The organism is Streptomyces sp. NPDC050617 (genome assembly GCF_040654795.1).
Classification (GTDB): domain Bacteria; phylum Actinomycetota; class Actinomycetes; order Streptomycetales; family Streptomycetaceae; genus Streptomyces.
The window spans coordinates 154,611-178,507 of sequence record NZ_JBFAIS010000013.1 but is presented as its reverse complement, the minus strand read 5'-3'; the positions used below and the strand labels follow the sequence as shown (position 1 = coordinate 178,507).

20 protein-coding genes are annotated in these 23,897 nt (G+C 71.3%); 4 read left to right on the top strand and 16 right to left on the bottom strand.

Annotated elements, in window-relative coordinates; all coding sequences use genetic code 11:
• Window positions 1-85: 85 nt before the first annotated feature.
• The 9 genes from AB0I49_RS19375 to panD form a co-directional block, all read right to left on the bottom strand.
• The gene (locus tag AB0I49_RS19375) at window positions 86-361 is read right to left on the bottom strand and encodes an acyl carrier protein (protein WP_363228206.1); all 276 of its coding nucleotides are present in this window, start codon (window positions 359-361) and stop codon (window positions 86-88) included.
• A 95-nt stretch (window positions 362-456) separates the two neighbouring features.
• The gene (locus tag AB0I49_RS19370; protein WP_363228205.1) at window positions 457-2,229 is read right to left on the bottom strand and encodes an acyl-CoA dehydrogenase; all 1,773 of its coding nucleotides are present in this window, start codon (window positions 2,227-2,229) and stop codon (window positions 457-459) included.
• Window positions 2,226-3,965 carry an acyl-CoA dehydrogenase family protein gene (locus AB0I49_RS19365; RefSeq protein WP_363228204.1) on the bottom strand — a complete coding sequence of 580 codons (1,740 nt, stop codon included), beginning with the start codon at window positions 3,963-3,965 and terminating at the stop codon, window positions 2,226-2,228. The genes AB0I49_RS19370 and AB0I49_RS19365 overlap by 4 nt, the downstream gene beginning before the upstream one ends.
• Before the next feature lie 97 nt (window positions 3,966-4,062).
• Window positions 4,063-5,835 (bottom strand): fatty acyl-AMP ligase, encoded by a 1,773-nt coding sequence (locus AB0I49_RS19360; protein WP_363228203.1) that lies wholly within the window; start codon window positions 5,833-5,835, stop codon window positions 4,063-4,065.
• A gap of 467 nt (window positions 5,836-6,302) precedes the next feature.
• Window positions 6,303-7,928 carry a histidine kinase gene (locus AB0I49_RS19355; protein ID WP_363228227.1) on the bottom strand — a complete coding sequence of 542 codons (1,626 nt, stop codon included), beginning with the start codon at window positions 7,926-7,928 and terminating at the stop codon, window positions 6,303-6,305.
• A gap of 113 nt (window positions 7,929-8,041) precedes the next feature.
• The gene (locus AB0I49_RS19350) at window positions 8,042-9,088 is read right to left on the bottom strand and encodes a MupA/Atu3671 family FMN-dependent luciferase-like monooxygenase (protein ID WP_363228202.1); all 1,047 of its coding nucleotides are present in this window, start codon (window positions 9,086-9,088) and stop codon (window positions 8,042-8,044) included.
• 236 nt (window positions 9,089-9,324) lie between these two features.
• The gene (locus tag AB0I49_RS19345; RefSeq protein WP_363228201.1) at window positions 9,325-10,431 is read right to left on the bottom strand and encodes an alcohol dehydrogenase catalytic domain-containing protein; all 1,107 of its coding nucleotides are present in this window, start codon (window positions 10,429-10,431) and stop codon (window positions 9,325-9,327) included.
• Window positions 10,428-11,240 carry a phytanoyl-CoA dioxygenase family protein gene (locus AB0I49_RS19340; RefSeq protein WP_363228200.1) on the bottom strand — a complete coding sequence of 271 codons (813 nt, stop codon included), beginning with the start codon at window positions 11,238-11,240 and terminating at the stop codon, window positions 10,428-10,430. Before AB0I49_RS19340 ends, AB0I49_RS19345 begins: the two co-directional genes overlap by 4 nt.
• A gap of 52 nt (window positions 11,241-11,292) precedes the next feature.
• A complete protein-coding gene (panD, locus tag AB0I49_RS19335) occupies window positions 11,293-11,709 on the bottom strand; it encodes an aspartate 1-decarboxylase (protein WP_363228199.1) in 417 nt (138 codons plus the stop codon).
• A gap of 556 nt (window positions 11,710-12,265) precedes the next feature.
• On the opposite strand from panD, the gene AB0I49_RS19330 reads away from it, so the two are divergent.
• Both AB0I49_RS19330 and AB0I49_RS19325 read left to right on the top strand, forming a co-directional pair.
• On the top strand, window positions 12,266-13,189 hold the full coding sequence (locus AB0I49_RS19330) for an ATP-binding cassette domain-containing protein (RefSeq protein WP_363228198.1): 924 nt from the start codon (window positions 12,266-12,268) through the stop codon (window positions 13,187-13,189).
• Window positions 13,190-13,208: 19 nt separating this feature from the next.
• Complete coding sequence (locus AB0I49_RS19325) at window positions 13,209-14,057, top strand: ABC transporter permease (RefSeq protein WP_363228197.1); 849 nt, start codon at window positions 13,209-13,211, stop codon at window positions 14,055-14,057.
• Between the two features lie 90 nt (window positions 14,058-14,147).
• On the opposite strand, the gene AB0I49_RS19320 is transcribed toward AB0I49_RS19325, so the two are convergent.
• From AB0I49_RS19320 to AB0I49_RS19295, 6 genes are all read right to left on the bottom strand, one after another.
• A complete protein-coding gene (locus AB0I49_RS19320) occupies window positions 14,148-14,960 on the bottom strand; it encodes an alpha/beta hydrolase (protein WP_363228196.1) in 813 nt (270 codons plus the stop codon).
• Window positions 14,961-15,132: 172 nt separating this feature from the next.
• Window positions 15,133-15,657, bottom strand: a complete 525-nt coding sequence (locus AB0I49_RS19315) for an EF-hand domain-containing protein (RefSeq protein ID WP_363228195.1) — start codon at window positions 15,655-15,657, stop codon at window positions 15,133-15,135.
• Between the two features lie 213 nt (window positions 15,658-15,870).
• Complete coding sequence (locus AB0I49_RS19310) at window positions 15,871-16,971, bottom strand: arylcarboxylate reductase (protein ID WP_363228194.1); 1,101 nt, start codon at window positions 16,969-16,971, stop codon at window positions 15,871-15,873.
• Window positions 16,968-17,930, bottom strand: a complete 963-nt coding sequence (locus AB0I49_RS19305) for an ACP S-malonyltransferase (RefSeq protein WP_363228193.1) — start codon at window positions 17,928-17,930, stop codon at window positions 16,968-16,970. Before AB0I49_RS19305 ends, AB0I49_RS19310 begins: the two co-directional genes overlap by 4 nt.
• 284 nt (window positions 17,931-18,214) lie before the next feature.
• The gene (locus tag AB0I49_RS19300; RefSeq protein ID WP_363228192.1) at window positions 18,215-18,634 is read right to left on the bottom strand and encodes a LuxR C-terminal-related transcriptional regulator; all 420 of its coding nucleotides are present in this window, start codon (window positions 18,632-18,634) and stop codon (window positions 18,215-18,217) included.
• A gap of 112 nt (window positions 18,635-18,746) precedes the next feature.
• Window positions 18,747-19,496 (bottom strand): alpha/beta fold hydrolase, encoded by a 750-nt coding sequence (locus AB0I49_RS19295; protein ID WP_363228191.1) that lies wholly within the window; start codon window positions 19,494-19,496, stop codon window positions 18,747-18,749.
• Between the two features lie 475 nt (window positions 19,497-19,971).
• Here AB0I49_RS19295 and AB0I49_RS19290 point away from each other — a divergent pair, with 475 nt between their 5' ends.
• Together AB0I49_RS19290 and AB0I49_RS19285 are read left to right on the top strand one after the other, a co-directional pair.
• Window positions 19,972-21,885 (top strand): BTAD domain-containing putative transcriptional regulator, encoded by a 1,914-nt coding sequence (locus tag AB0I49_RS19290; RefSeq protein WP_363228190.1) that lies wholly within the window; start codon window positions 19,972-19,974, stop codon window positions 21,883-21,885.
• A gap of 138 nt (window positions 21,886-22,023) precedes the next feature.
• Window positions 22,024-22,686 (top strand): class I SAM-dependent methyltransferase, encoded by a 663-nt coding sequence (locus AB0I49_RS19285; RefSeq protein WP_363228189.1) that lies wholly within the window; start codon window positions 22,024-22,026, stop codon window positions 22,684-22,686.
• A 53-nt stretch (window positions 22,687-22,739) separates the two neighbouring features.
• Here the strand turns inward: AB0I49_RS19285 and AB0I49_RS19280 are convergent, their stop codons facing one another.
• A complete protein-coding gene (locus AB0I49_RS19280; RefSeq protein WP_363228188.1) occupies window positions 22,740-23,870 on the bottom strand; it encodes an HAD-IIIC family phosphatase in 1,131 nt (376 codons plus the stop codon).
• Between the last annotated feature and the right edge of the window lie 27 nt (window positions 23,871-23,897).

The following is a 23,897-nucleotide window of genomic DNA, read 5'->3' as shown; positions in this document are numbered from 1 at the left end:
ACCCACGCTCTCTTGGGACTGCGGTTGGCTTCGAATGCGCCGGGCGTCGGCGGCCGGCCGCGCGGGCCGGTCCGTCGGGCCTCGGTCAGGCGGTTTCCTCGGTGAGGAAGCCGACGAGTTCGTCGATGGTCGGGTGGTTCCACATGACGGTGGGGTCGAGGTTGATGCCGAGGTGGTCCTCGATCTCGCTGGCGACGGTGAGGGCGTAGATGGAGTCCAGGCCGTAGTCGGTGAGCGGGACGTCGGGCTTGATCTGCTCGGGCGTCAGCTGTACGTGCAGGGCGACGCATTCGGTCAGCCACACGCGCAGGTCTTGGGTGGACCTGCCGCCGGCCTGGTTCTCTACAGCGGAAGTGGACATGACGGCTCCTTCGCCTGGTGCGGTTCGTGATGTGCGGTTCGGGGCGCGGCGGCCGCGGGCGGCCGTGCGGCAGGGCTGGGCGCGCGGGTGTGCGGTCAGCCGGCGGACAGGCCGTTCTTGTTGATCCCGAAGCTCTGTCCGGCTTCGTGACGGGCAGTCAGTTCGGTGAACAGGTGGTGCTCCAGGTGGTCCGGGAGCGGGGCCCGGACGGCGCCCGCGGGGGCGGACAGCCGATGGAGGGCGGCGATGAGCCAGGCGGGATCGCGCCAGAAGGGGTCCGGGTGGTGCTGGTTGTGGCGCCAGGTCTCGTGGCAGGCGGCGGCCACCAGGACGTTGGTGTAGCGGGCGGTCAGGTCGTAGGAGTGGGAGCTCGCGTCCACGGTCCGTTCCGTTACGGGCAGTCGGCCGCATTCCTCGGCGAGTGCGGCGAGTTCGGCGACGAACCCTTCGGCGAGGCGGCGGATCTCGCGGTGCTCCGGGTCGTCGGCGGAGAGCGCTTCGAGTCCGGCGGCGAGCGAGGAGCTGAGCCGTTCGCGTCCGCCGGCGCTGACGGCGAGCTGGTCGAAGGGCATGGGCGGCAGGTCGGCGTCGAGCCGGAAGAGGTCGTCGGGCGCGGGGTCGCCGGGCAGCCAGGAGCGGCGGGCGAGCAGCGGGAGCTGCTGGAGGAGGGACATCTGGCAGACGGAGCGGGCGATGTGGCCGAAGCCGGCGGGCTGGATGTCGCGCAGCATCTTCTGGAAGATCGCGTTGGTGCTGTGCGGGTCGCGGATGTAGAAGTGCGCGCCGAGCACGCCGGAGAGCCGGTTCATCGCGTCGATGAGGGTCTTGGAGACGTGGTACTTGACGGCCTGCGCGTAGATCCCGGTCTCGGCGGGGACGAGGTGCAGCGCCCGGGTGGAGACGGTGGCGAAGACCTCGGAGATCAGCAGGTCGAGGAAGACGCCGGCCAAGGTGGAGCGCACTTGGGGCAGTTCGACGGCGGTGCGCCCGTACAGCCTGCGGTCGTGCACGTGCCGCAGGGTGGTGCGCAGTCCGGTGTCGAGGGCGCCGGTGAACATGCCGACGAGGGTGGTCCGGGTGATCTGGAAGGACTTGAGCATCGTCTCGAGCCCTTGGCCGAGGTTGCCGAGGACGCGGTTCTCGGGGACGGGGCAGTCGCGGAACTCGACGCCGCCGAGCTGGACGCCGCGCATCCCGGCGCTGGCGAACCGCGGCAGGTAGCTCATGCGTCCGTCGGCGACGCGGTCCTTCTCGACGAGGATCTGGGAGTGGCTGCGGCTGCCCTGGCGGGCGTCGGTGCGCGCGAACATGACCATGGCGTCGGAGCGCTGGATGTTGGTGACGACCTCTTTGCGGCCGTTGAGCAGCAGGCGGCCGGCGCCGGAGGGCAGGGCCTGGAAGTCGGTGCGCGCCATGTCGTTGCCGTGGGCGAGTTCGTGGTAGGCGGCGGCGATCTTGCCGCCGCGCAGCAGGATGTCGGCGACCTGGCGCTGCTGGGCGTCGTCGGCGGCGGTCCAGACGTTGACGGAGGAGATGAAGGAGCTGAAGCCGTAGCCGAGGCCGAGGCAGGGGTCCCGGCGGTAGACGGTCCGCATGATCTCGACGAGGTGGTCGACGCGGGTGAGCCGGCCGCCGTGCTCGACGGGCACGAACTCGGCGTTGAGGCCGTAGTCGTCGAGGGCGCGCTCGCCGTCGGCGAACATCTCGGCGCGTTCGTCGGCTTCGAGCACGGCGGTGAAGCCGAGCGGGTTGCCGCCGTCCCAGGGGTCGCCGAGCCGCTTGTCGAACTCGTCGAGCCGGGCCTGCGCGGGGGCGGTTTCGGCGGCGGCGGTGCCGGTGGCGTCCGACGGGCTCTGCGTACCGGTCATGACGTGCTCCAGGCCAGGTCGTCGGTGCTGAGGAGGGAGAGCGTGCCGGTGGGCGCTTCGAGGAGCCGGTCGGCCACCCGGTCGTAGGCGGCGGCGTGCGCCTCGTCCACGGGGACGCCGAGCCGGGTGAGGACGGCGGCGAGGGCGGCGGCGAGCCACAGGCCGTTGCGCCAGAGCTGGGGGGCCGCGGCGGCGTCGGCGATGGGGGCGTTGTGCAGCCACAGCCGCAGGGCGGCGGCGCCGGCGTAGAGCAGTTCGTAGCGTTCGGCGAGGTGGAAGGCGGTGGGCGGCACGTCGCGGGGGGTGCGCCGGAGCGCGGCCATGTCGTCGTGCAGCCGGTCGGCGACGGCGGTCAGCTCGTCCGCCATGCGGGAGACCTGGAGCGGCAGGAGGCCGCGGTCGGCGAGGCCGGCGATCTGCCGCGCGGCGTCGGGCAGGCTCTGTACGAGGCTGCATCCGTCGCCGGAGAGCAGCCGCTGGCGGGCGGGGTCGAAGGCCGTGAGCTCCCGGTCGGTGTCGACGGCTTCGGTGAGCCCGGCCTCGTTCCAGCGGCCCGCGCGGTAGGCGCGGGCCAGCCGGGCGAACTGGTCGATGAGGGCGTTGCGGTTGACGGCGGTGCTGCCGTCGAAGATGGCGACGATGCGGTGGTCGCGCTCCAGCTTGGCGTACTGGCCCTCGGCGTAGGTGCGGCTGAGGAAGCCGCGGGTGCCCATGAGTTCGGTGAGCCGGTCGATGGCGTCCTGGGCGAGGGTGGGCACGGACGCCTTGGCGACGGCGGAGACGACGCTCATCTCCGCGGTGAGGGCGTGCGGGCTGCGGGCGGAGACCAGGGCGGTGGCCTCGGCGAGGAAGATCGTCGCGGAGATCTCGCCGAGGATGCGGCGGACGCGCGGCAAGTCGGTCAGGCGCCGCCCGTAGAGGTTGCGGCCCTCGGCGAACCCGGTGGCCAGGCTCAGCGCGTGGTCGGCCGCGCCGAGGGAGAGTCCGACGGCGACGGTCCGGGTGAGCTGGAGCGCCTTGAGCACCGTCTCGACGCCGCCGCCGACCTCGCCGATGAGGGCGTCCTCGGGGACGGGCGCGGCGTGGAAGGCGATGCCGCTGATGTCGGCGCCGCGGATGCCGTGGGTGAGGATCTTGGGCCGGTGGCTGTAGGCGCCGTCGGGGAGCGTGCGCTTGTCGACGAGGAAGAGGCTGAAGCCGCGGGGGCCGCCGGCGGGGTCGGTGCGGGCGAGTACGGAGATCAGGTCGCCGCGGGTGGCGTTGTTGATCAGCCATTTCTCGCCGTCGAGGACCCAGCCGGCCGCGGTGCGGGTAGCGGAGAGCTCGCCGGCGAGGAGGTCGCTGCCGTGGTGGCGTTCGGTGAGGCCCCAGGCGGCGACCGTGCCGCGCTGGATGTCCGCGCCGAGGGCGGTGGCCTGCGCGGTGTCGCCGTCGACCCAGGCGCAGGCGCCGCCGAGGAAGGTCTTGGCGTGGGCGACGGCGACGGTCAGGTCGCGGCGGGCGACGGCGCGCAGCAGCTGGAGGAGTTCGCTGTGGTCGCCGAGCAGGCCGCCGTAGCGGGTGGGCACGTAGTGGCGGGCGAGCCCGAAGTCGTCGAGCGCCCGGATCGCGGCGGCGGGGAACGCCTCCCGCTCGTCGAGCTCGGCGAGGCTGCCGGGCCCGAAGGGGCCGTCGTGCCGGCCGTCGTCGCCCATCGCTTTTTCGAGAGCCGCGACGGACGGGTGATGCATGCTCATGTCCAACTCCCCCATAACGTGCCTTGTGTCCGTGGCGGTGGCGGCTCGGCCGGGCGGCCGGAGCGCTGTGCGTCGCCGGCGGGACGCCGCCCCGCCGTCATGCGTCGAGCAGGGTGCGCAGCTTCGGGTCGGCGTCCAGGTGGACGATGGTGAGTCCGCCGGCGAGCAGCAGGTCGCGCATCGCGGTCCGCTGGATCTTGCCGCTGGTGGTCCGGCGGATGCCGCCGCGGCGGACCAGGACCACGCCGGAGGCGCTCGCGCCGAACTCCCGTGACACGGTCCGCTTGATGGCGCTGGCCAGCGCCGCCATGTCCTCCTCCGAGTGGCGTCCGCGGAGTTCGTGGGTGATGACCAGCAGGTTCTCCGTGGCGCCGGACGTCTGGTCTTGGTAGGGCACGGAGAAGGCGGCGCCGAAGAGGCCGACGAGTTCGCTGTGCTGGGCGCGCAGTTCGTACTCGATGTCCTGCGGGTAGAGGTTGCGGCCGCGGATGATGAGGACTTCCTTGAGGCGTCCGGTGGTCAGGATCTCGCCGTCGTGGAGGGTGCCGAGGTCGCCGGTGCGCAGGAATCCTTCCTGGCCGTCGGCGGTGCGGGCCCGGAACACCTCGCGGGTGGCCTCTTCGTTGCCCCAGTAGCCGTGGGCGACGCTGGGGCCGCGCAGCCAGATCTCGCCGATGCCGCCCTCGGGCAGCGGCTCCAGGGTGCGGGGGTTCACGATGCGCACGTCGTACTCGTCGGCGCGGCCGTTGCTGACGACGTCGCGTCCGGCGCGGGAGCCGTCGACGGCTCGGAACTCGTCGTTCGCCAGCGCCTCGGCGTCGGCGCGCCGTACGACGGGTTCGCGCGGTCCGGTGCCGGAGACGAAGACGGTGGACTCGGCGAGCCCGTAGCAGGGGGCGAAGGCGTCGCTGCGGAATCCGGCGGGCGCGAAGCGCTTGGCGAACGCCGTGAGCGTGGCGGCCTGTACGGGCTCGGAGCCGTTGGGCGCGTACGTCCAGCGGGAGAGGTCGAGGCCGGCGAGCTGCTCGTCGGTGACCATCCGGGCGCACAGTTCGTAGGCGAAGTTGGGCGCGGGCGACCAGTCGAGGTCGTAGACGTCGATCATCTTCAGCCACCAGTGCGGCCGCTTGAGGAAGGTGGTGGGGCTCATCAGCACGCAGGAGCCGCCGAGCAGCAGCGGCGGGATCAGCAGCGCCATCAGGCCCATGTCGTGGTAGTGCGGGATCCAGGAGCCGAACCGGCTGCGGTCGGTCATGCCGAACGGCTTGGTGAGGCACATGGCGTTGTGCAGCAGGTTGCCGTGGCTGACCATGACGCCCTTGGGGTCGCCGGTGGAGCCGGAGGTGTACTGGAGCAGGGCGAGGGTGTCGCGGTCCTGCGCGGGCTCGGTCCAGGCGTCGGGGTCGGCGAGGTCCGCGGTGTCGGTGGCGGCGAGCGCGATGGCGGTGCGGCCCTCGGCCTCGGCCCATTCCCGTACGGACGGCAGGGTGGCGGTGTCGGTGAGGATGGCGGACGCGCCGGCGTCGTCGGCGATCGAGGTGACCCGGCGCCGCTGGTAGACGTACTGGCCCGGCAGGGAGCTGGGGACGGCGACCATCCCGGCGTAGAGGCAGCCGAGGAAGGCGGCGGTGAAGTGCAGCCCTTCCGGGTAGAGCAGCAGGACGCGGTCCCCGGCGGCGCAGTGGGTCTGGAGCCAGGCGGCGACCTTGCGGGTCTCGGCGTCCAGTGCGGCGTACGACCAGGTGTCGTCCTCGGGGGCGCTGCCGTCCAGGCTCTTCACAAAGGTGAGGGCCGTCCGCCGTCCGTCGGCCGCCACGTTTTCCCGTACGAGTCCGGTCACGCTCGAAGCCTGTTCCAGCGCAGTACTCATAACGCCCCCTCAGAAATTCACGGCGCCCGAAAGGCCGTTGCCGAAAATAAGGTCGCGCGAAATCGCGACCCGACACCATCGTGAACCAAGACAAATGAGCAGAAAAAGACTTTCAGTTGCGGCCGCGAAATGAACAGCGACCCGCAATCCTCCCCGTGGCGCGTGGCACGCGCGGTCCCCCGTCCGTCAAAACTCAAGGCTGCCGCGTTCGCCGTGCGAACCGTGCGGCCGCCTACCCCGTTGTCGCCGCCCGTCGACGCCTCGACGGACGAGCATGGAATCGACAGTAGACAAGTGATCGATTTGGAGTCAATGGCCGCTATAAACGGAGGAGGAAAGTCCGCCCGAACGGCAGAAGACGCGCAACCGACCGAATCGTGATTCACCGAGGTCGATTACGGTATGCCGAACCCGGCCCGCGTACGAATGCGTACACGGGCCGGGTTCGGCCGTGCCTGAACGGGCCCTCAGTCGCCCGGAAGCGGAACCACGTCCTTGGCCGCCAGCCGGCCGTGCGCGAAACACACCCGGTAGGCGTGCGTCGGGTCCGGCTCCCGCGACATCCGGTAGTAGCGGCACGTGGAGTCGTGCGGCATCGGCTTCACGTCGCGGCGCGGGGGCACGTCGGTCTGGAGCGACGGCAGCAGATCCTCCGCCTCCGACCGCCGCTGCCCGACGCGCAGCCGCTCGTAGCTCGCCGAGTCCAGCACGGACTGCTCCGTCTGGATGTAGGAGAAGGCCCCCATCAGGGCGGCCAGCACCGCGGCGACCACCAGCGGCACGAAGATCACCTGCTTCAGGCCGCGGCGGGCCCGGCGCTGCGCGTGCCGGCGCTGGAACGCGGACTCCGACGCGGCCTCGCCCCCGCTCTCCTCCCCCTGCGGCTGCGCCGCGCCCGCCGCGTGCGGCAGCCGCGCCGTCACCTCGAAGCCGCCCTCGTACGGCCCGGTGCGCAGCGTCCCGCCCGCGAGCCGGACCCGCTCGCGCAGCCCCACCAGCCCGTTCTTCCCCGAGGGGAGCCCGGTGTGCCGCGCCGAGGAGGCGTCCGGCCGCGCCGGGGGCGGGTCGTTGACGACCCGTACCTCGGTGGCGTCCGCCAGATGCGCGATCCGCACCGAGACGGCCGCGCCCGGCGCGTGCTTGGCGGCGTTGGTCAGCGACTCCTGGACCACCCGGTACAGGGCGCGGTCCACCATGAACGCGAGCTGCACCTGCTCGCCCTCCTCGGTGAGGGCGACGGTCAGGCCGGAGGCGGTCGCGCGCTCCACCAGATCCGTGACGGACTCGCGCGCCGGGGCCTTGGGCGCCGTCTCGGCGTCCTCGCGCAGCACCCCGATGACGTCGTGCAGGCTCTCGGTGACGCTCGCGGCGGCGGCCCGCAGCTCCCCGGCCGCCTTGCGGTGGCGCTCGTCGAGGTCGGGGGCCATCTCCAGGGCCCCGGCGCGCAGCGCCAGCAGGCTCAGTTCGTGCCCGAGGGAGTCGTGCATGTCGCCGGCGATCCGCGAGCGCTCCCGCAGCCGGGTGCGGTCCGCGACGATCTGCTGCTCGCGCTCCATGCGCTCGGCCAGCTCCCAGCCGGCGCGCGTGAGATCGGCGTACTGGCGGCGGTAGCGGCCGGCCATCCAGGGCAGCAGCACGTTGAGCCCGAGGGTGACGGCCATCGTGAACCAGGTCCACAGGTTCTCGCCGCTCGCCGCCACGGCCGCCAGCCCGGCCGCCGCGATCACCGCGATGCCGACGAGCGCGGGCCGCTCCTGGCGCATCCTGCGGCCCACGAGATAGCCCATGACGAGCATGGCCACGCAGAAGGAGGAGTTGAAGAGGTTCAGCGTCACGCAGAGGCTGAGCGCGACGGTGATGTAGAGGGAGAGCAGCGGCAGCACGCGGGAGAGCAGCATGGCGAGGGCCAGGGCGGGCATCCCCGCGTACACGGCCAGCGCCGGCGCGGGCAGCCGGATCAGGTCGTAGGCCACGGGCACGCACAGGCAGACCCACAGCACGAGGTCCGCGAGGCGCTCGCGGCGGCTCAGCCCGGCAAGGGCCGAGGAGACCTCGTGGCGCCGGCGGTTCACCTGATCAACGAGCTGCCCCATCACCCTGCCCAAACTACAAGCCCGCCCGCCGCACCGGCACTGACGAAAGACATGATCAAGGGCGCCGCCCGGCGGCTCGGCACCGTGCCGCCGGGCCTGGTCCGGGGACCGCCTCAGCCCTGGGACGCCACCAGTTTCCGCAGCCGCCCGAGGTGCTCCAGGCTCGCGAGGACGTCCTTGGTCTGCACGCCGAAGTCGATGAGGCAGGCGATCTCGTCCACGCCGATCTCCCCGATGCGCGCGGCGACCTCGGCGGCGTGCTCGACGGAGCCGAACAGCCCGCCCTGGTGGAAGTACCGCTCGAAGGACTGCGCCGCGAGGAAGTCCACGTCCTCCGGCGGCAGCGTGCTCAGATCCACCGAGTCGCCGACGACGGAACGGGCGCTCAGGTGCAGCGAGCTCTTGAGGTACTCGGTCAGGGGCTGCCGGGCCTGTTCCTTGACGGCGGCGACGTCCTCGCCGACGAGGGTGTGCACCATCAGCGCCACATGGCCCGGCCAGCCGTCGTGCTCGGCGGCGGCGACCCGGCGGTACTCCCGGATCTTCTCCGCGAGGATGTCCAGGTCCTGCACCAGCAGATGGGTGAGCACGCCGGCCTTGAGCCGCCCGGCCTCCTGGAAGGTCTCGACGCTGCCGCCGCTGGTCAGCCAGACCGGCAGCTCCCGCTGCACGGGCGGCGGGAAGGCCCGTACGTCCACCGGCCGCCCGAGCCCGTCGACGCCCGGCACGCTGCCGCCCTGCCAGAGCGTGCGCACCTCCCCCACCCGGTCGGAGACGATCCGCTTGCGCTCGTCGTAGACGTCCGGGCGCAGCGCGAAGTCCACGGAGTTCCAGCCGGAGGCGAAGGCCACGCCCACCCGGCCGCCGGAGAGGTTGTCGACGACGGACCACTCCTCGGCGATCCGGGCGGGGTGGTGCAGCGGCGCCACCACGCTGCCCGCCCGGATGGCGACCCGCTCGGTCACCGAGGCGACGGCCGCGCCCAGCACGGAGGGGTTGGGGTACATCCCGCCGAAGGGATGGAAGTGCCGCTCCGGGGTCCAGACCGCCGAGAAACCGTGCTCGTCGGCGAACTTGGCCCCTTCGAGAAGAAGTTCGTAACGCCCCTTGTCGCCGGGCTCGGTGCTGTCGTTGGCGAAATAGAACAGGCTGAGATCCACCGTACGTTCCCCGCTTTCGCGTGCCCCCGTCAGGGCACAGTGAATTCCTTCGAATGCGCCGCCCGGTCCTGCCGGACGGCGCCGCTCCACACGGCGCGTTTCGGTGCGCTCCGGGCTGCGCGCGCGGCACGCGGCACGCGGCTCCGCCGGGCATTCAACTGACCGATCCGATCGGTTGAACACTCATTCTTCGTACGGGCCGCCCCGGGCGGTGCCCACCGTACGCGCGGCGCGGTTCAGCTCGCCAGCACGGCCTTCATCACCGATCCGTCCGCGACCGCCGACAGCGCCGCGGCGTGCTCCTCCAGCGGATAGGAGGTGACCAGGGACCGGAGGTCGAAGCGCGCGGTGAGCGCCGGCAGCAGCTTCACGTACTCGACGAGATGCGCCCCGGTGAACGCCCAGGAGCCGATGACGTCGAGCTGCCGATGCACGATCTGATGCGGGTTGATCAAGGTGTCCCCCGCGTCCGTGTACTGGCCGATGACGAGGTACGAGCCGCCCCTGCGCGCCAGGCGCAGCCCCTGGCCGACGGCGGCGGGCACGCCCGCGCACTCGATGACGAGGTCCGCGCCGTCGCCGCCGGCCGCCTCGCGCACCCGCGCCAGCACCTGTTCGGGGTCGGCCGCGCCCGCGATGTCGAGGTGGATGTCGCCGATGCCCGCAGCGGCCGCCGCCCGGAGCCGGCCGGCCGGGCCGCCGACGATGACGACCTTCGCCGCGCCGGACAGCTGGGCGAGCGCCGCGGCGGCGAGGCCGACCGGGCCGCTGCCCTGCACGACGACGACCTCGCCGACCCGCACGGGGCGCCGCTCGTACAGGGCGTGCACGACGGTGGGGCCCGCGCAGGCCAGCGACATCGCGGCGAGCGGGTCCACCCCTTCGGCCGGTTTCACGACCGTGGTGCCCTGCTGGAGCACGATGTGGTCGGCCCAGGCGCCGGAGAGGGCCGGGCCCTGCTCGACGGAGCGGTTGACCCCGTACGTACGGCGGTTCTCGCAGAGCGTGGGCTCGCGGTGCAGCCGGCAGGGCACGCAGCTGCCGCAGGCGATCGAGGACGCCCACATCACAGTGTCGCCGGGGCGCAGTTCGGCGCCCGTGGCGTCCCGCGCGGCGCCCGCTCCCAGCTCCCGCACGACGCCGATGCCCTCGTGGCCGAGGACCAGCGGGGTGGGGATCGCCAGGTGGCCTTGTTGCAGGTGCAGGTCGGTGCCGCAGATCCCGCCGTACGTGCACGCGACGACCATGCCGCCGTCCGGGGCGGCCGGGAGGTCGAACGTGCGCAGGGCCAGGGGGCTGCCGAAGCTCTCCAGGACGACCGCGCGGCCGGTGCGGGCGCTCATGCCGCCACCGCCTCAAGGCCGTCGAGGAAGGGGGTCTCCCGGGTGCGCAGCGGCTCCGTGTCCCGGCACACCACGTACTCGGGGCGCGGTTCGCCGGTCCAACTCGGGAGGTTCGCCACGTCGTTGTAGGTGGTGATGAGGAGCCGGCGGGGGAACGGGGACATGTTGGGGGCGGAGCCGTGCACGATCTCCGGCGAGAAGAAGACGAGCGTTCCCGCGGGGCCCTTGGGGCTGACCATGCCGCGCTCGGCGACGAGGCCGGCCAACTGCTCCTTGGTGAGGGCGATGTCGTCCGGGTCGAGGTGCTGGTCGGACCTGACGGCGGTGTCCCGGCTGTCGCGTACGAGGCCGGAGCGGTGCGAGCCGGGCAGGTAGATGACCGGGCCGTTGAACTCGTCGACGTCGTCGAGGAATATCCCGACGTTGACCTGGCGGGGCGCGGGCAGATTGTCGGCGACGCGCCAGGCGACGTAGTCCTGGTGCCAGGACCATTTCTCGCCGCCGAACGCGGGCTTGGCGTTTATCTTGAACTGGTAGATGTAGACCTGCTCCGTGAGCAGTTGCTTGACCGGCGCCAGGAGGCGGGGGTCGCGGACGAGCGAGGCGAACTCGGGCTGGCGGTGGTGGGAGGCGTAGACGGCGCGTACGTCGTCGCCGTTGTCCTCGGCGATCCGCTGGGGTCCCGGAATCCCGCAGTCTCGGGTGAACGCGGCGCGCAGGCGCTCGATCTCGCCGTGGTCCAGCGCGGATTCGACGGTGAGGAAACCGTCCTCGTGGTAGCGGTCGACTTGTTCCTGGTTCAGGCGCATTCTTTCTTCTCCAGATGTCCGGTCCAGATGGCCAGGGGGAGACTGCCGGCGGCTATACGGCCGGCGCGTCGCCGCGCAGCAGGCCGGAGCCCGCGGGTACGTCCGCGGGGTCGCTGCCGAGGTGCACGGCCTTGTTCTCGGCGTCCACGAAGACCACGCGCGGCTCCATCTTCCGGGCCTCTTCGTCCGTCACCCCCGCGTACGCGATGATGATGACGAGGTCGCCGGGGCTGATAAGTCTGGCGGCGGCTCCGTTGATGCCGATGATCCCGGAATTCCGCGGCCCTTCGATGACATAGGTGGAGAGCCGGGCGCCATTGTCGATGTCGACGATGTCCACTTTTTCGCCGGGCAGCAGATCGGCGGCTTCCATCAGGTCGGCGCTTATGGTGAGCGAGCCGACGTAGTGCAGGTCCGCCTGGGTGACGGTCGCCCGATGGATCTTGGACTTCATCATGGTCCGATACATGAGTAATTCACTCCGTAGAATCTGGGATGAAATGCCATCGCGAAGTATCGGCCACACCTGGAGATGGCGTGCACCGGCACTGCCGGATACGCGGGGCTACGGCGGATCTTATTCCGGCCGTGCGCGGATTCGCCAACACGGGCCGCACGCACGGCCGCCGCCGACTCCGGGCCCCACCGCCCCGCGGACCGATGGGAATGGGCGCGTCCAATCCCGGAAGCCGCCGGTGGGACCGGTGGCACGGAGATGATTCCTTCATTCCGCTTGTTCGGGGGCGACGGACCGGGGCGGCCGGTGTGGCGCGGATCTCGCGAACCGGACGCCGGACGTGATCCGCTCCCGGCCGGTGTTCATCGGCGGACGCACGGCGGCGGTGTTCATCTTCCGGGCGGGAATCTTTGACACTGCATAAATGGTCGCCGTAGCGTGCCGTGCGCGCCGATATGACAACTCGTCATCGGCCACGCGTTGCACATGGGGGTAATAGATGCATGGACCGATGATCGAGGCAATCGGAATCGGAAAGAGCTTCGGACAGGTCGCCGCACTCTCATCCGTGGATATTTCGGTGCACGCGGGCACGGTGCACGGACTGCTGGGGCACAATGGCGCCGGAAAGACCACGCTGATCAATATTCTCTGCACGGTGCTGCCGCCGGACCGCGGCACGGCGCGCGTCGCCGGATTCGACGTGGTCGGCCGGAGCCACGAGGTCCGCGGTCGCATCGGGCTCACCGGGCAGTACGCCGCGGTCGACGAGAACCTGTCCGGCACCGACAACCTGATCCTCATCGCCCGGCTGCTCGGCGCGAGCCGCCGCCAGGCACGGGCCCGCGCGCACGAGCTGCTGGAGGTCTTCGACCTCACCAAGGCCGCGCACCGCCCGTCGCGTACGTACTCCGGCGGCATGCGCAGACGGCTGGACCTGGCCACCAGCCTGGTCGGCCGGCCGGACGTGGTCTTCCTGGACGAGCCGACCACCGGGCTCGACCCGAGCAGCCGGCTGGCGCTGTGGGAGGTGGTCGAGGGCATCGTCCGCGAGGGCGCGGCCGTACTGCTGACGACCCAGTACCTCGACGAGGCGGACCGGCTGGCCGGGACGATCACGGTGCTGGCCGACGGCACGGTGGTGGCGTCCGGAACGAGCGCGCGGCTCAAGTCCCAGGTCGGCAGCCGCGCGGTGCACATCGTGCCGGCCGACCCGGCGGACTCCGGCGCCATCATGCTCGCGCTCGGCCGGGCCGGGCTGACGCCCGCTCAGGACGCGGTCACCGGCTCGATCAGCACTCCGGCCGAGACCTCGGCGGAGCTGGCCACCGTCGTCCGCGCCCTGGACCAGGGGCGGTTGGACGTCACGGAGTTCTCCCTGACCGAGCCGACGCTGGACGACGTGTATCTCGCCTTGACCAGTCAGGCCGGCCAGGCCGGTCGGTCCCACCACACCGGCCGGGCCAACCAGCCGACCGCCCTTGCCAACTGACCCCGTACCAGGAGTTGTGATGACTACCCCGGCCATCAGCCCCGCAGCGCCACCGGTGCGGGTGTCCTCCGCGCCCGGCTGGCCGGCCAGCGGCCGCCTCACCCAGATCGGCGTGCTGGCCGGCCGCTCCATACGCGCCTTCGTGAACAACCGGCGGCTGCTGCTGTTCGAGCTGGTCCAGCCGCTGATCCTGCTCCTCATCATGAGCCAGGTGTTCGGCAGCATGTCGAACCCGAAGAACTTCCCGCCGGGCGTCGCGTACATCGACTACCTCCTCCCCGGCATCCTCATCACGACCGCCACCGGCACGGCGACGGGGGCCGGCTACAGCCTGCTGTTCGACATGGAGAACGGCGTGCTGTCCCGGTTCCGCTCGATGCCGATCCGGATGTCCTCGGTGCTGGTGGCCCGCAGCCTGGACTATCTGGTGCGGGTCGCCGCGCAGCTCACGGTGTTGCTGGCGACGGCCCTGCTGCTGCTCGACGCGCACCCGCGCGGCGGTGTGCCGGGGCTCGCGGTGGCGGTGCTGCTGACGCTGTTCGTCACCTGGGCGGTGGTCTGGGGGTTCCTGGCGCTGGGGTCGTGGCTGCGCAACAAGGAGGTCGTCGCGGGGATCGGTCCGCTGGCGATGTTCCCCCTGACCTTCGCGTCGAGCGCGTTCGTGCCGACCCATGTGCTGCCCGGCTGGCTCCAGTTCGTGGCCAAGGCGAACCCGCTGACGTACGTGGTGAACGCGGCCCGACGGGTGGCGCTGGGCTGGCCGATCGGCGACTCCGTGTACGCGGCCGTGGGCGCGACGCTCGCGCTGCTGGTCGTCATGGTGTTCCTGGCGGTGCGCGGCTTCAACCGCACGCCGTCCGACGGCTGACCCGTCCCGTCGCGAGCCGACCCCCGGCACGCGTGGATCAGGCCCACCGGCGCACGTCCTGCCGGTGGGCCGAAGCCGGCAGCCGCGCCCCTATTGCCGCGCGGGCCGGCGGAAGAACTCCACCATGGCCTTGTTGACGGCCGCGGGGTCCTCCAGGTAGCCGTAGTGGCCGCAGTCGGCGATCTCGTCGAAGGTCGCGCCCGGAATGGCGTCGGCGACCTCCCGGCCCAGCTTCGCGGGCGTGATCACATCGTCGGCGAACGCGATGACGTGGCTGGGCACGGTGATCCGCCGGTAGGCGCGCAGCCGGTCCGCGGGCGGCGCGATGTCCATCTGGACGCGCGTGCCCGGCCCGTCCTGGACCACCATCTCGAAGAGGTCGAGCCAGTCCCGCGCCTGCTCGTCGTGTTCCAGGGTGCGCGGGGAGAGGTTCTGCTGGGCCCGTACGACCGCGGCGTAGCGGGGCGGCAGCTCCAGCCCCGAGTCGTACAGCTCGGCCTCCGCGGTGGCGAGCGCGCGGCCCATGGCGTCCACCCGGCCGCGGGTGGCCATCAGCACCGCCTGCCGCACCAAGTCCGGCCGCGAGAGGGCGAGTTCCTGGGCGATGTAGCCGCCCAGCGACGTCCCGACGACGCGGGAGGGTCCGAGGCCGAGGGCTTCGATGAGCCCCGCCGTGTCGGCCACCATGTCGTCGATGGTGAATCCGCCGGCGCATTCGTCGGTCGGCGGGATGCCCCGGTTGTCGAAGGTGATGACCCGGTAGCCGGCGGCGGTCAGCGCGGGCACCTGGTGCAGCCGCCACGCGCGGCCGCCGCCTCCGGTACCCATGATCATCACCACGGGTTCGCCCGCACCGTGGTCCTCGTAATTGATGCGAATTCCGTTGACGGATATCAGTGCCATCGCGACGGATTCCCCCTCACCCCGCGTCAAGCGCCTTGCTGTACGGCGCGAAACTATCAGCTGGGCTCAGGTGTGCCAATGGCGGCGGGGCGCGGTACGGAACGGGGCAGGGCGAACCGGGCCCGGCAGTCGAACAGCCGGGCCCGGCCGGTTGAACGCGGGGCGGTCGGGGTCAGCCCTTCGACCCCGAGTCGCCGAAGATGAATCCGGCGAGATACTGGTGGAGCTCGTCCTTCGACAGGTCACCGCTGTGGTCCGTGTCGAGCTTGTCGAAAGTTCCCTCGATCTGGTCGGCGGGAACTCCCCAGGCGCGGTGGTACCGCTCGAACTCGCTCCGCGACACCTTTCCGTCGCCGTCGGTGTCGAACAGGTTGAAGAGCAGGCCGGCGAAAGGCTCCAGGGCCCGGCGGACCACGGTCGGGTCGGCTTCGGCGTAGAAGTCGACGTATTCCTTCCGGCTGATCTTCTGGTCGCCGCTCTGGTCGAGCTGGTGCTGCAGATCGCGCCAGAGATCGACGCCCGCCTGCCGGAATTCCTCGTGCTGCTTCGAGTTGGCCGTGAGCCCGAAACGACTGGTCAACCGCTGCGTCAGGGCCTCGATTTCCTCGACGCCCACTTCGCCGTTGCCGTCCACGTCAATCAGGTCGAACGCCTTGCTCACCCTGCTGCGCTGGCTCTCTACGTGCTCGCTTGTCATTTCTTTCCGCACCCCGCCTTCTCGTTCCGCGTGCGCCATCCTTGTCGCCGGATACTAGACGCGTTCGGATGGGGTGTTCAACGGCCGGGATTGCCAAGAAACACATTGGCCGATTCTGTCGGCGGACCATTTTCGGAACGGCGTTCCGGCAAATATTGAATGCAATTCCCAGAACGCTTTCGCTGTCCCACCGGTCACACGCGGGGCGGGTCGTCAGTACAGCCCTTCGGGGGCTGAGCTCGTGGTCTGCAGCGGGCTGATATTGGCGACGCCGTCGCAGGGCCATTCCTCGGTGCGGTGCCGCAGCGCCTGGTCGCGCTCCAGGATGTTGGGCAGGAAGAGGTCCTCGTGCAGCACGGTGAGCCGCACCTGGCCGACCGCACCGGGGTCGACGACGGCCGACCAGTCGTCCTTGCGCACGACCGCCATCGTGACCTGCGGGAAGTTCGGCACGTACGAGATCAGTTCACCCTCTCGCTCCACCTCCCAACAGGCCGCGTTGCCAAAGGTGTTGCCGTATGTCATGCCGCAAATCCCGCCATCCAGCGCGGACTTGAAGGCGCGGTACATGTCGGCGCTGATCTGGGTACCGCTCAGCCGGACGCCTTCGAGGGCGGACACCAGGTCGGGGTGGCGCTGACGGAGCGTCTGGAAGAGCGCGGGCGTGGTGTTGAGGTAGTGCACCGGCGCCTGCCGCAGCACGTCGGTGATCTGCTCCAGGAGGTGGGCGGTGTAGTCCCCGACGTCCTGGAGGCGGCCCGAGCGGATGAGCCGCTTGACCCACCGGGGGTCCATGTCGATCGCGTACGCCTGGCCCGCGTGCAGTTCGGAGACCTCCCACACGCCGTGGCCGATCAGATGCGGGCCGGTGGGGGTGGCCTGGAGCCAGGTGCGGCCGGGGGCGAAGCCCTCCCGCACGAACGACCAGCGGCGCCAGACCGCCCGGTGCCGCAGCATGTCCGGGGTGTAGAAGACCCGGCAGGGGGTACCGGTGGTGCCGCCGGTGTCCCAGGCGCGGCCGGTCAGCGGGCGCGGCACGGACCGCGGGACCAGGTCGCCGGGGTCCTGCTCGCGCAGGTTCTCGAGCCGGAACGGGCCGAAGGCCGCGAGCTGGTCGTAGCGGGTGATGTCGCGGGGGTCGAAGTCGAACTGCTGGGCGCGCCGCAGCCAGTACGGGCTGCCGGTCTCCGGGTGGAAGTGGCGCCGGACGACCCGGCGGCACCACTGGTCGAGGTCGGTGTCGAGCCACCCGGCGACCAGGGCGTCGGGATCGTCCGTCAGCTGGGTGGGGGCGGTCACCGAGGTGGCGGTCATGTGCGCACCTGCCCGCCGGTGAGGTCGATGCCCAGGTCGTACGCGGTGGTCAGGGCCTGCTGGATGTGCTCGGGCTGCTCGATGTGGACGACGGGGAAGGGGAAGGCCAGGATGCCCTCCGGGATCGACGGCCCCATCACGAGTCCGAGCTCCACGCCCGCGCTCTTCATCCCGGTGTAGACGTCCACCAGGCTGATCGGGTCGGTGGAGTTGCGCTGGAAGAGGTCGCGGACCTCTTCGGCGCTCGTCAGCGTCTTGGGCTCCAGGCAGGAGAGCAGGGGGAGTTGAGGTGCCGAGAAGGCCATCGCGTCGATGCGCGGGGCCATGAAGTCGCGGAAGTGCCGGCGCAGCGGCGAGTGGACCGCGATGGTGCGGCCCGGCAGCGGCACGACGGTGCCGGGCGGGGCCTCGGCGGCGAGGGCGTTCAGCGCCTCGGCGTGGCCGGCGAGCATGAGGATGCGCTGCTTGCCGTCGGCCGTGGGGCCGAAGTCGCCGGCGAGGTGGATCCCTGCGCGCCCCTCGCCGGGGTGGGCGGGCTGGCCGTCGGCGGTCTCCGCGAAGGCGAGGGCGATGCCCTGGGCGGGTGCGTCGGCGGGGAGTTCGGGGGTGTCCCGGGCGCCCGCCAGCATCTCGAACAGCTCCTGTCTGCTGAGGGCCCCCGCCAGCGCGCTGGCCGTCATCGCGCCGAGGCTGAGGCCGCCGATGGCGGTGGGGCGCAGGCCGAACTGGGCGAGCACGTCGTGCACGCCGATCGCGAGCGCGGCCTCCCGTACCGTGCCGACGCTCTGGCGCTCCTCCTGCGCGGCCGGCAGATCGTCCTCCAGGACCTGACCTACCGTCAACCCCGTCCACTGTGCGACCTGTTCGTACCAGCTGCGTACGACCGGGTACTCGTGGTACAGCTCCAGACCGTGCGGCTCGGTGCCGACGCCGCCGCCGAACAGATAGCCCAAAGTCATTCTCGCCCCCAGCGGGAAGGTAATCAGGAGAAAGACGCGGTACGGCGTCCGTGACAGGCACGGCTCCCCGGCGGGGAATTCCGACCACGACGCGATCGCACCGTAACATCGATTCACTTGCCACCGAAAGGTGCAATTCTCCGCATCGGGAATGTCGCAGCTCGCGCTATCGAGACGATATTGCAGGCTGAAATAATCCGAGGGCGTCTCTTCCTATTACCCGGGCGAGCCGGGCGGGCGAATCCCGTAAAGCGCGGTGCGGGCCCCGGTTCGGCCCGCACCGCTCAGTCGGACTGCACCACAAAGCTCTTCGGGACCCGGGGCGGCCAGGCGCCCACGGTGAGCATACCGATCGAATGGGCGCGGGAGACCAGGGCCACCCGATTCGGCACCTGAAACTGACGCAACATCAGACCGATGCGGTATTCGACGCCCTTGCGGCTGAGGTAGAGGGACGCAGCCAGCTCCACGGTGGAGGTGCCGACGGCGATGCCCTCCAGGATGCACGCGTCGAGCGCGGTGAGCCGCTCGGTGTCGGGCGGGGCCGCCGCGCTCCCGGCCCCGCGCGGCGGCCCCGCCGTGTCCCCGCGCTCCGGCGCCCGTTCGGCCGCGGGGCGACAGGAGCCCCTGCGGTCGCCGGCCTTGGGGAGCGCCGCGGTGGAGCCGACCGCCGTGGAACCGCGTAACGGCGTCAATCCGTACACCCGCCTTCCTCAATGGTGCGTCAGGTGCGTCGATATATCAGCCGGCCGCCGGCCGTATCGCCGGCCGCCGACGCGTTGGGCCGCGCCGGGCCTTTCGCCCGAAGCCGGCGCGTCACCGGTCGAAATGGTCCCTGAGTACGTCGATCACGTCGGCGGGCCGGCTGGTCAGATAGAAGTGACCGCCGGGGAACATCTTGAAGTCGAAGGCCGCGGAGGTGTGCGCCTTCCACTCGCGCACCTCGTCGAGGGGCGCCCTCGGGTCCCGGTCCCCCGCCAGGGCGGTGATCGGGCACTGGAGCAGGGCGTCGGCCTCGCCGCGATAGGTCTCCACGGCGCGGAAGTCGCCGCGGAGCGCGGGCAGCATCATGCGGACCAGTTCCTCGTCCTCGAGCAGGCTCTCGTCCGTGCCGCTCATCTCCCGGACCGCGGCCACGATGCCGTCGTCGCTCCGCAGGTGCAGACGCTCCTCGTGGGGCACGGCGGGTCCGCGCCGGCCGGAGACGAAGAGGTGCTCGATCCCCTGCCCCGCGCCCTCGAACCGCCGGGCCACCTCGAAGGCGACGAGGGCGCCCATGCTGTGGCCGAAGAAGGTCAGCGGCAGCCCGGTCCAGCCGCGGAGCGCCGCGAACACCTCGTCGGCCAGCGTCCGGAGGTCGTCGACGGTCGGCTCCGCCCGGCGGTCCTGCCGTCCCGGATACTGCACGGCCAGCACATCCGTCCGGCCCTGCAATTCTCCCGAGACCGGGAAGTAGAAGGACGCCGAGCCACCCGCGTGCGGGAAGCACACAAGGCGGCTCGTCGCCGCCGGGGAGGGGTGGAAGCGCCTGCACCAAAGGCCGCTGTCCGAGGGTAAGGAAGTCATGTCGCCTGGGTTTTCCCTTCACGGTTCCACAGATCCGAAGGATCTGGGTACGGTGATTCCCACCCTGCCACGCCCCGCTGAATCTCAGCAAGGGCGCAAATCAATTCGAACACTTGCACTTCGAATACCGCTCGGCCATGTGAATTCGCGTGAACCCGCAGGGAAAGGCCGTGATGCGGGCCGGAGAGCGGCGCCTTGAATTTGATTCAGAAACGATCTCCAGCGCGCCGCGACGGATGGCACACAAGCTATCCAAACGGACAAAACAGGCTACGGAGATGTCAAACATGACATGGCCCCCCGGTAAGGGCTCTAGGAATATGCCTAAACATCTCGGCATATCGTTGACCGGTTCAGAGCGCTCCCAAGATGCTGGTGGTCTCGCTCGACGTCGTTGGCCGACGGGCCCGCGAACCGCCAGACGGCCCGCTCCGTCACGACTCCTGCGTGACGAACAGGACGAATGGGGAGTTCGTTGGAATTCTTGCTGCTCGGTCCGCTTTCCGTCCGGCTGAACGCGCGGGAGGTGTACGTATCGGCCCCCAGACAACGCGTCGTCCTGGCGACGTTGCTGCTCAATGTCAACCACGTGGTCTCGGTGGACCGGATCGCGGGCTACGTCTGGGACGGATCCCCACCGCCCAGCGCCGCCGCGACCATACGCACCTACGTCATGCGGCTGCGCCAGGTCCTCGGCGAGCAGGCGTCCGCGCGCATCATCACCCGCGCGCCCGGCTACCTGATCGCACTCGGCGAGGACGAGAGCGACCTCGGCCGCTTCACCGCGCACCGCCACCGCGCGGCCGCCCACGCCGACGTCGGGAACATGGAGGACTCCTGCGCCGAGCTCACCAGGGCGCTGGCCGGCTGGCGCGACGAACCCCTGGTCAACGTGCCGTCCCAGACCTTGCGCGACGTCGAGGGGCGCTACCTCCAGGAGCTGCGGCTCCAGACGACGGAGCTGCGCTTCGACGCCGAGCTGGCGCTCGGCCGGCACGCCGAACTCATCCCGGAACTCTGGCGGTTGGTCAGGGAGAACCCGCTGCGCGAGGCGCTCGTCGGCAAGCTGATGCTCGCCCTCTTCCGCTCCGGACGGCAGTCCGAGTCGCTCGCCCTCTACCAGCGCACCCGGGACCTGCTCGTGGAACAGCTCGGCGCCGAACCCGGCGCCGACCTCCGCGAGGTCCAGCGCCGCATCCTCTCCGCCGACGACCTCCCCGACGAACGGGCCGTCAGGGGGCGGCCCGCCCGGCAGACCGCCTTGGTGACGCGCTCGGCGCCGCCGCCTTCGGCCCGGCCCTGGCACAGCGCGTCACGCCCGAAGCCCGCGGAACTTCCCGCCGTACCGCCCGAACTGACCGCGCGCGACGAACCGCTGGAGCAACTGCGCCGGGCGCTGACGGCCGCCGGCCTCCCGACCGGCTCCGTCGGCACGGCCGTCGTCACCGGCCGCGGCGGCACCGGGAAGAGCGCGCTGGCCCTGCACGCGGCCCACGCGCTGCGGGAGTCCTTCCCCGACGGCCAGCTCTACGCCGAACTCGGCTCCCGCAAAAGGCCGCTGGCCTCCGGAGAGGTGCTGAACCGCTTCCTGGCCGCCCTCGGCGTCCCACGGGCCGACATCCCCGCCGACGAGAACGAGCGGGAGGTGCTCTACCGCTCCCTCACCGCCGGCAGCCGCCTGCTGGTCCTCCTCGACGACGCCGACAGCACGGCGCAGATCCGGCCGCTGGTACCGGGCAGCGGAGGCAGCGGACTGCTGGTGACCAGCCGCCGGCGCCTCGCCGACCTGGAGGGCGCGCACACCGTCACGCTGCCGCCGCTGGACGAGCGCGAGTCGCTGGAGCTGCTGGGCAGGCTCGTCGGGCCCGCCCGGGTCGAGGCCGAGCCGCAGGCCGCGCGTACGGTCGTGGCGATGTGCGCGGGGCTGCCGCTGGCGCTGCGCATCGCGGGCGCCCGCCAGCTGGAGCGCCCGCACTGGAGCCTCGGCGACCTCGCCCAACGGCTCACCGACGCACCGCAGTTGCTCGATGCACTGCGGATCGGCGACCTCGACGTGCGGCCCAGCCTCGACGCGGGCCACACGGAGCTGCCGCGCCGCTCCGCGAACGGCGTCGATCCGGTGGCCGTGTTCACCGCCCTGGGCGCGGTCAACGCCGCGCACACCTCGCGCGGCAGGGTCGCGGCCATGCTGAACTGCTCCGAGGAGAGCGCCGAGGACGCCCTCGACACGCTGGTCGAGGCGCATCTCCTGCACCCTCCCGTCGCCGGGCGCTACCGCCTCGACGCGCTGCTCCAGGCGTACGCGCGGGAACGGGCCCAGGAGTACGAGTCCTTCCGGCATCAGAACGTGTTCCAGGCGACCGGCACGACAGGGCCCCGGGCCGTGTAAGCCGTGTAAGCCGTGTAAGAGGGGCCGCGAGAGGGCGCGGGCCCCGTTCCTCGCGGCTTCCTCGCGACGCGCACATCGACTACTCCGACGACTTCGCACACAGCGACGTCGCATACAGCAGAGGGGAAGGCCGTTTCCATGGCCCACCAGACAGCAGCCACCGGTGAACTGCTCGACTACGTCAGGGAGGTGTCCCTGCGGGACGACACGATCCTGCGGGAGCTGCGCGAGGCCACCGCGGTGCTGCCCGCCGGGCGGGCCATGCAGGTGATGGCCGAGGAGGGGCAGCTGCTGGCCCTCCTCGCCGGGCTGACCGGGGCCCGGTCCGTACTGGAGATCGGGACCTTCACCGGCTACAGCACGCTGTGCCTGGCCCGCGCCCTGCCGGCCGGCGGACGGCTGGTGACCTGCGACATCGACGACCGGTGGCCGGCGTTCGGCGCCGACTACTGGCGGCGCGCCGGCGTCGAGTCGCGGATCGACCTGCGGATCGGCGACGCGAACGACACGCTGGCCAAGCTGCTGGCCGACGAGGGGCCCGGCTCCTTCGACTTCGTCTTCATCGACGCGGACAAGACCAATTACCTTCGCTACTACGAGAGTTCACTGGACCTCGTCCGCAAGGGCGGCCTCATCGTCATCGACAACACGCTCTTCTTCGGGCGCGTCGCCGACCCCGACGCGCAGGACCCGGACACCGAGGGGGTGCGCGACCTGAACCGGCTGCTGCACCACGACGACCGGGTGGAGCTGTCCCTGCTGCCCATGGCCGACGGTATCTCCCTCGCCCGCAAGCTCTGAACGGGCCCCGGCCGTACGGGCGTCGGCGGCGCGCGCACGGCCGGGGCCCCGTATCAGACGAAGAGCGCCGGCGCCTCCAGCCGCAGGGTGGTGGACGCCGGACGGGCCTCGGGCACCAGGTGCAGCCGCTGGAGCCCGTCGGCCCCTGATCCGGCCGCCGCCCCGGCCGCCGCCCCGGACGTCTCCGCGTCGTCGGACAGCCCGGCGGCGCAGGGGCAGGGCTGGTCGTCGAAGCCGGCGAAGCGGTAGGCAATCTCCATCATCCGGTTCCGCTCGGTGGCCCGGAAGTCGGCGACCAGATGCGCTCCGGCCCCGGCCGCCGCGTCGGCCAGCCAGTTCAGCAGCGTCGCCCCGGCCCCGTACGAGACGACCCGGCAGGAGGTGGCGAGCAGCTTGAGGTGCCACATCTCCGGGTGACGCTCCAGCAGGAGCACCCCCACCGCGCCGTGCGGGCCGAACCGGTCGGTGAGGGTGACGACGAGCACTTCGTGGTCCGGGTCGGCGAGCAGGCTCCGCAGCCGGGCGTCCGAGTAGTGCACCCCGGTGGCGTTCATCTGGCTGGTGCGCAGGGTGAGTTCCTCGACCCGCGACAGCTCCTCGCCCGTGGCCCGGCCGATACGCATCACCATGTCGAGGGAGCGCAGAAACTCCTCGTCGGGGCCGGCCGCCTCGGCGCGCTCCGCCTCCCGGCGGAACCCGGCCTGGTACATCGCCCGGCGCCGCCGCGAGTCCACGGTGCTCGTCGCGGGCGTGAACTCGGGCAGGCCCGGCAGGTCGAGCGCCTGCTCGGCCGGGTAGCCGCGGACCTCGGGGAGGTGGAAGGCGACCTCGGCGCGCTCGGCGGGCTGGTCGTCGATGAAGGCGATGGCGGAGTGCGCGAAGTTCAGCCGGTCAGCGATGCGGCGCACCGCGTCAGACTTGGCACCCCAGCCGATCTGCGGCAGCACGAAGTACTCGGCGACGCCGAGGGCCTCCAGCCGGGCCCAGGCGTGGTCGTGGTCGTTCTTGCTGGACACGGACTGGAGGATGCCGCGGGAGTCCAGCTCGATGACGACCTTGCGCACCTCGTCGGCCAGCGCCACCTGCTCGTCCTCCAGCAGGGTGCCCTGCCAGAGGGTGTTGTCCAGGTCCCAGACCAGGCATTTGACGGTCGCGGGCCGGTCGTCGCCGGCGGTGTCGCTCATGGGCTCCCCCTGCGGTTCACGGATGTC

Bases quoted from the DNA above. Each gene is read 5' to 3' on its own strand.
- AB0I49_RS19375 (WP_363228206.1), bottom strand. From the start codon at position 361: ATGTCCACTTCCGCTGTAGAGAACCAGGCCGGCGGCAGGTCCACCCAA.
- AB0I49_RS19370 (WP_363228205.1), bottom strand. From the start codon at position 2,229: ATGACCGGTACGCAGAGCCCGTCGGACGCCACCGGCACCGCCGCCGCC.
- AB0I49_RS19365 (WP_363228204.1), bottom strand. From the start codon at position 3,965: ATGAGCATGCATCACCCGTCCGTCGCGGCTCTCGAAAAAGCGATGGGC.
- AB0I49_RS19360 (WP_363228203.1), bottom strand. From the start codon at position 5,835: ATGAGTACTGCGCTGGAACAGGCTTCGAGCGTGACCGGACTCGTACGG.
- AB0I49_RS19355 (WP_363228227.1), bottom strand. From the start codon at position 7,928: ATGGGGCAGCTCGTTGATCAGGTGAACCGCCGGCGCCACGAGGTCTCC.
- AB0I49_RS19345 (WP_363228201.1), bottom strand. From the start codon at position 10,431: ATGAGCGCCCGCACCGGCCGCGCGGTCGTCCTGGAGAGCTTCGGCAGC.
- AB0I49_RS19340 (WP_363228200.1), bottom strand. From the start codon at position 11,240: ATGCGCCTGAACCAGGAACAAGTCGACCGCTACCACGAGGACGGTTTC.
- panD (WP_363228199.1), bottom strand. From the start codon at position 11,709: ATGTATCGGACCATGATGAAGTCCAAGATCCATCGGGCGACCGTCACC.
- AB0I49_RS19325 (WP_363228197.1), top strand. From the start codon at position 13,209: ATGACTACCCCGGCCATCAGCCCCGCAGCGCCACCGGTGCGGGTGTCC.
- AB0I49_RS19320 (WP_363228196.1), bottom strand. From the start codon at position 14,960: ATGGCACTGATATCCGTCAACGGAATTCGCATCAATTACGAGGACCAC.
- AB0I49_RS19315 (WP_363228195.1), bottom strand. From the start codon at position 15,657: ATGACAAGCGAGCACGTAGAGAGCCAGCGCAGCAGGGTGAGCAAGGCG.
- AB0I49_RS19310 (WP_363228194.1), bottom strand. From the start codon at position 16,971: ATGACCGCCACCTCGGTGACCGCCCCCACCCAGCTGACGGACGATCCC.
- AB0I49_RS19305 (WP_363228193.1), bottom strand. From the start codon at position 17,930: ATGACTTTGGGCTATCTGTTCGGCGGCGGCGTCGGCACCGAGCCGCAC.
- AB0I49_RS19295 (WP_363228191.1), bottom strand. From the start codon at position 19,496: ATGACTTCCTTACCCTCGGACAGCGGCCTTTGGTGCAGGCGCTTCCAC.
- AB0I49_RS19285 (WP_363228189.1), top strand. From the start codon at position 22,024: ATGGCCCACCAGACAGCAGCCACCGGTGAACTGCTCGACTACGTCAGG.
- AB0I49_RS19280 (WP_363228188.1), bottom strand. From the start codon at position 23,870: ATGAGCGACACCGCCGGCGACGACCGGCCCGCGACCGTCAAATGCCTG.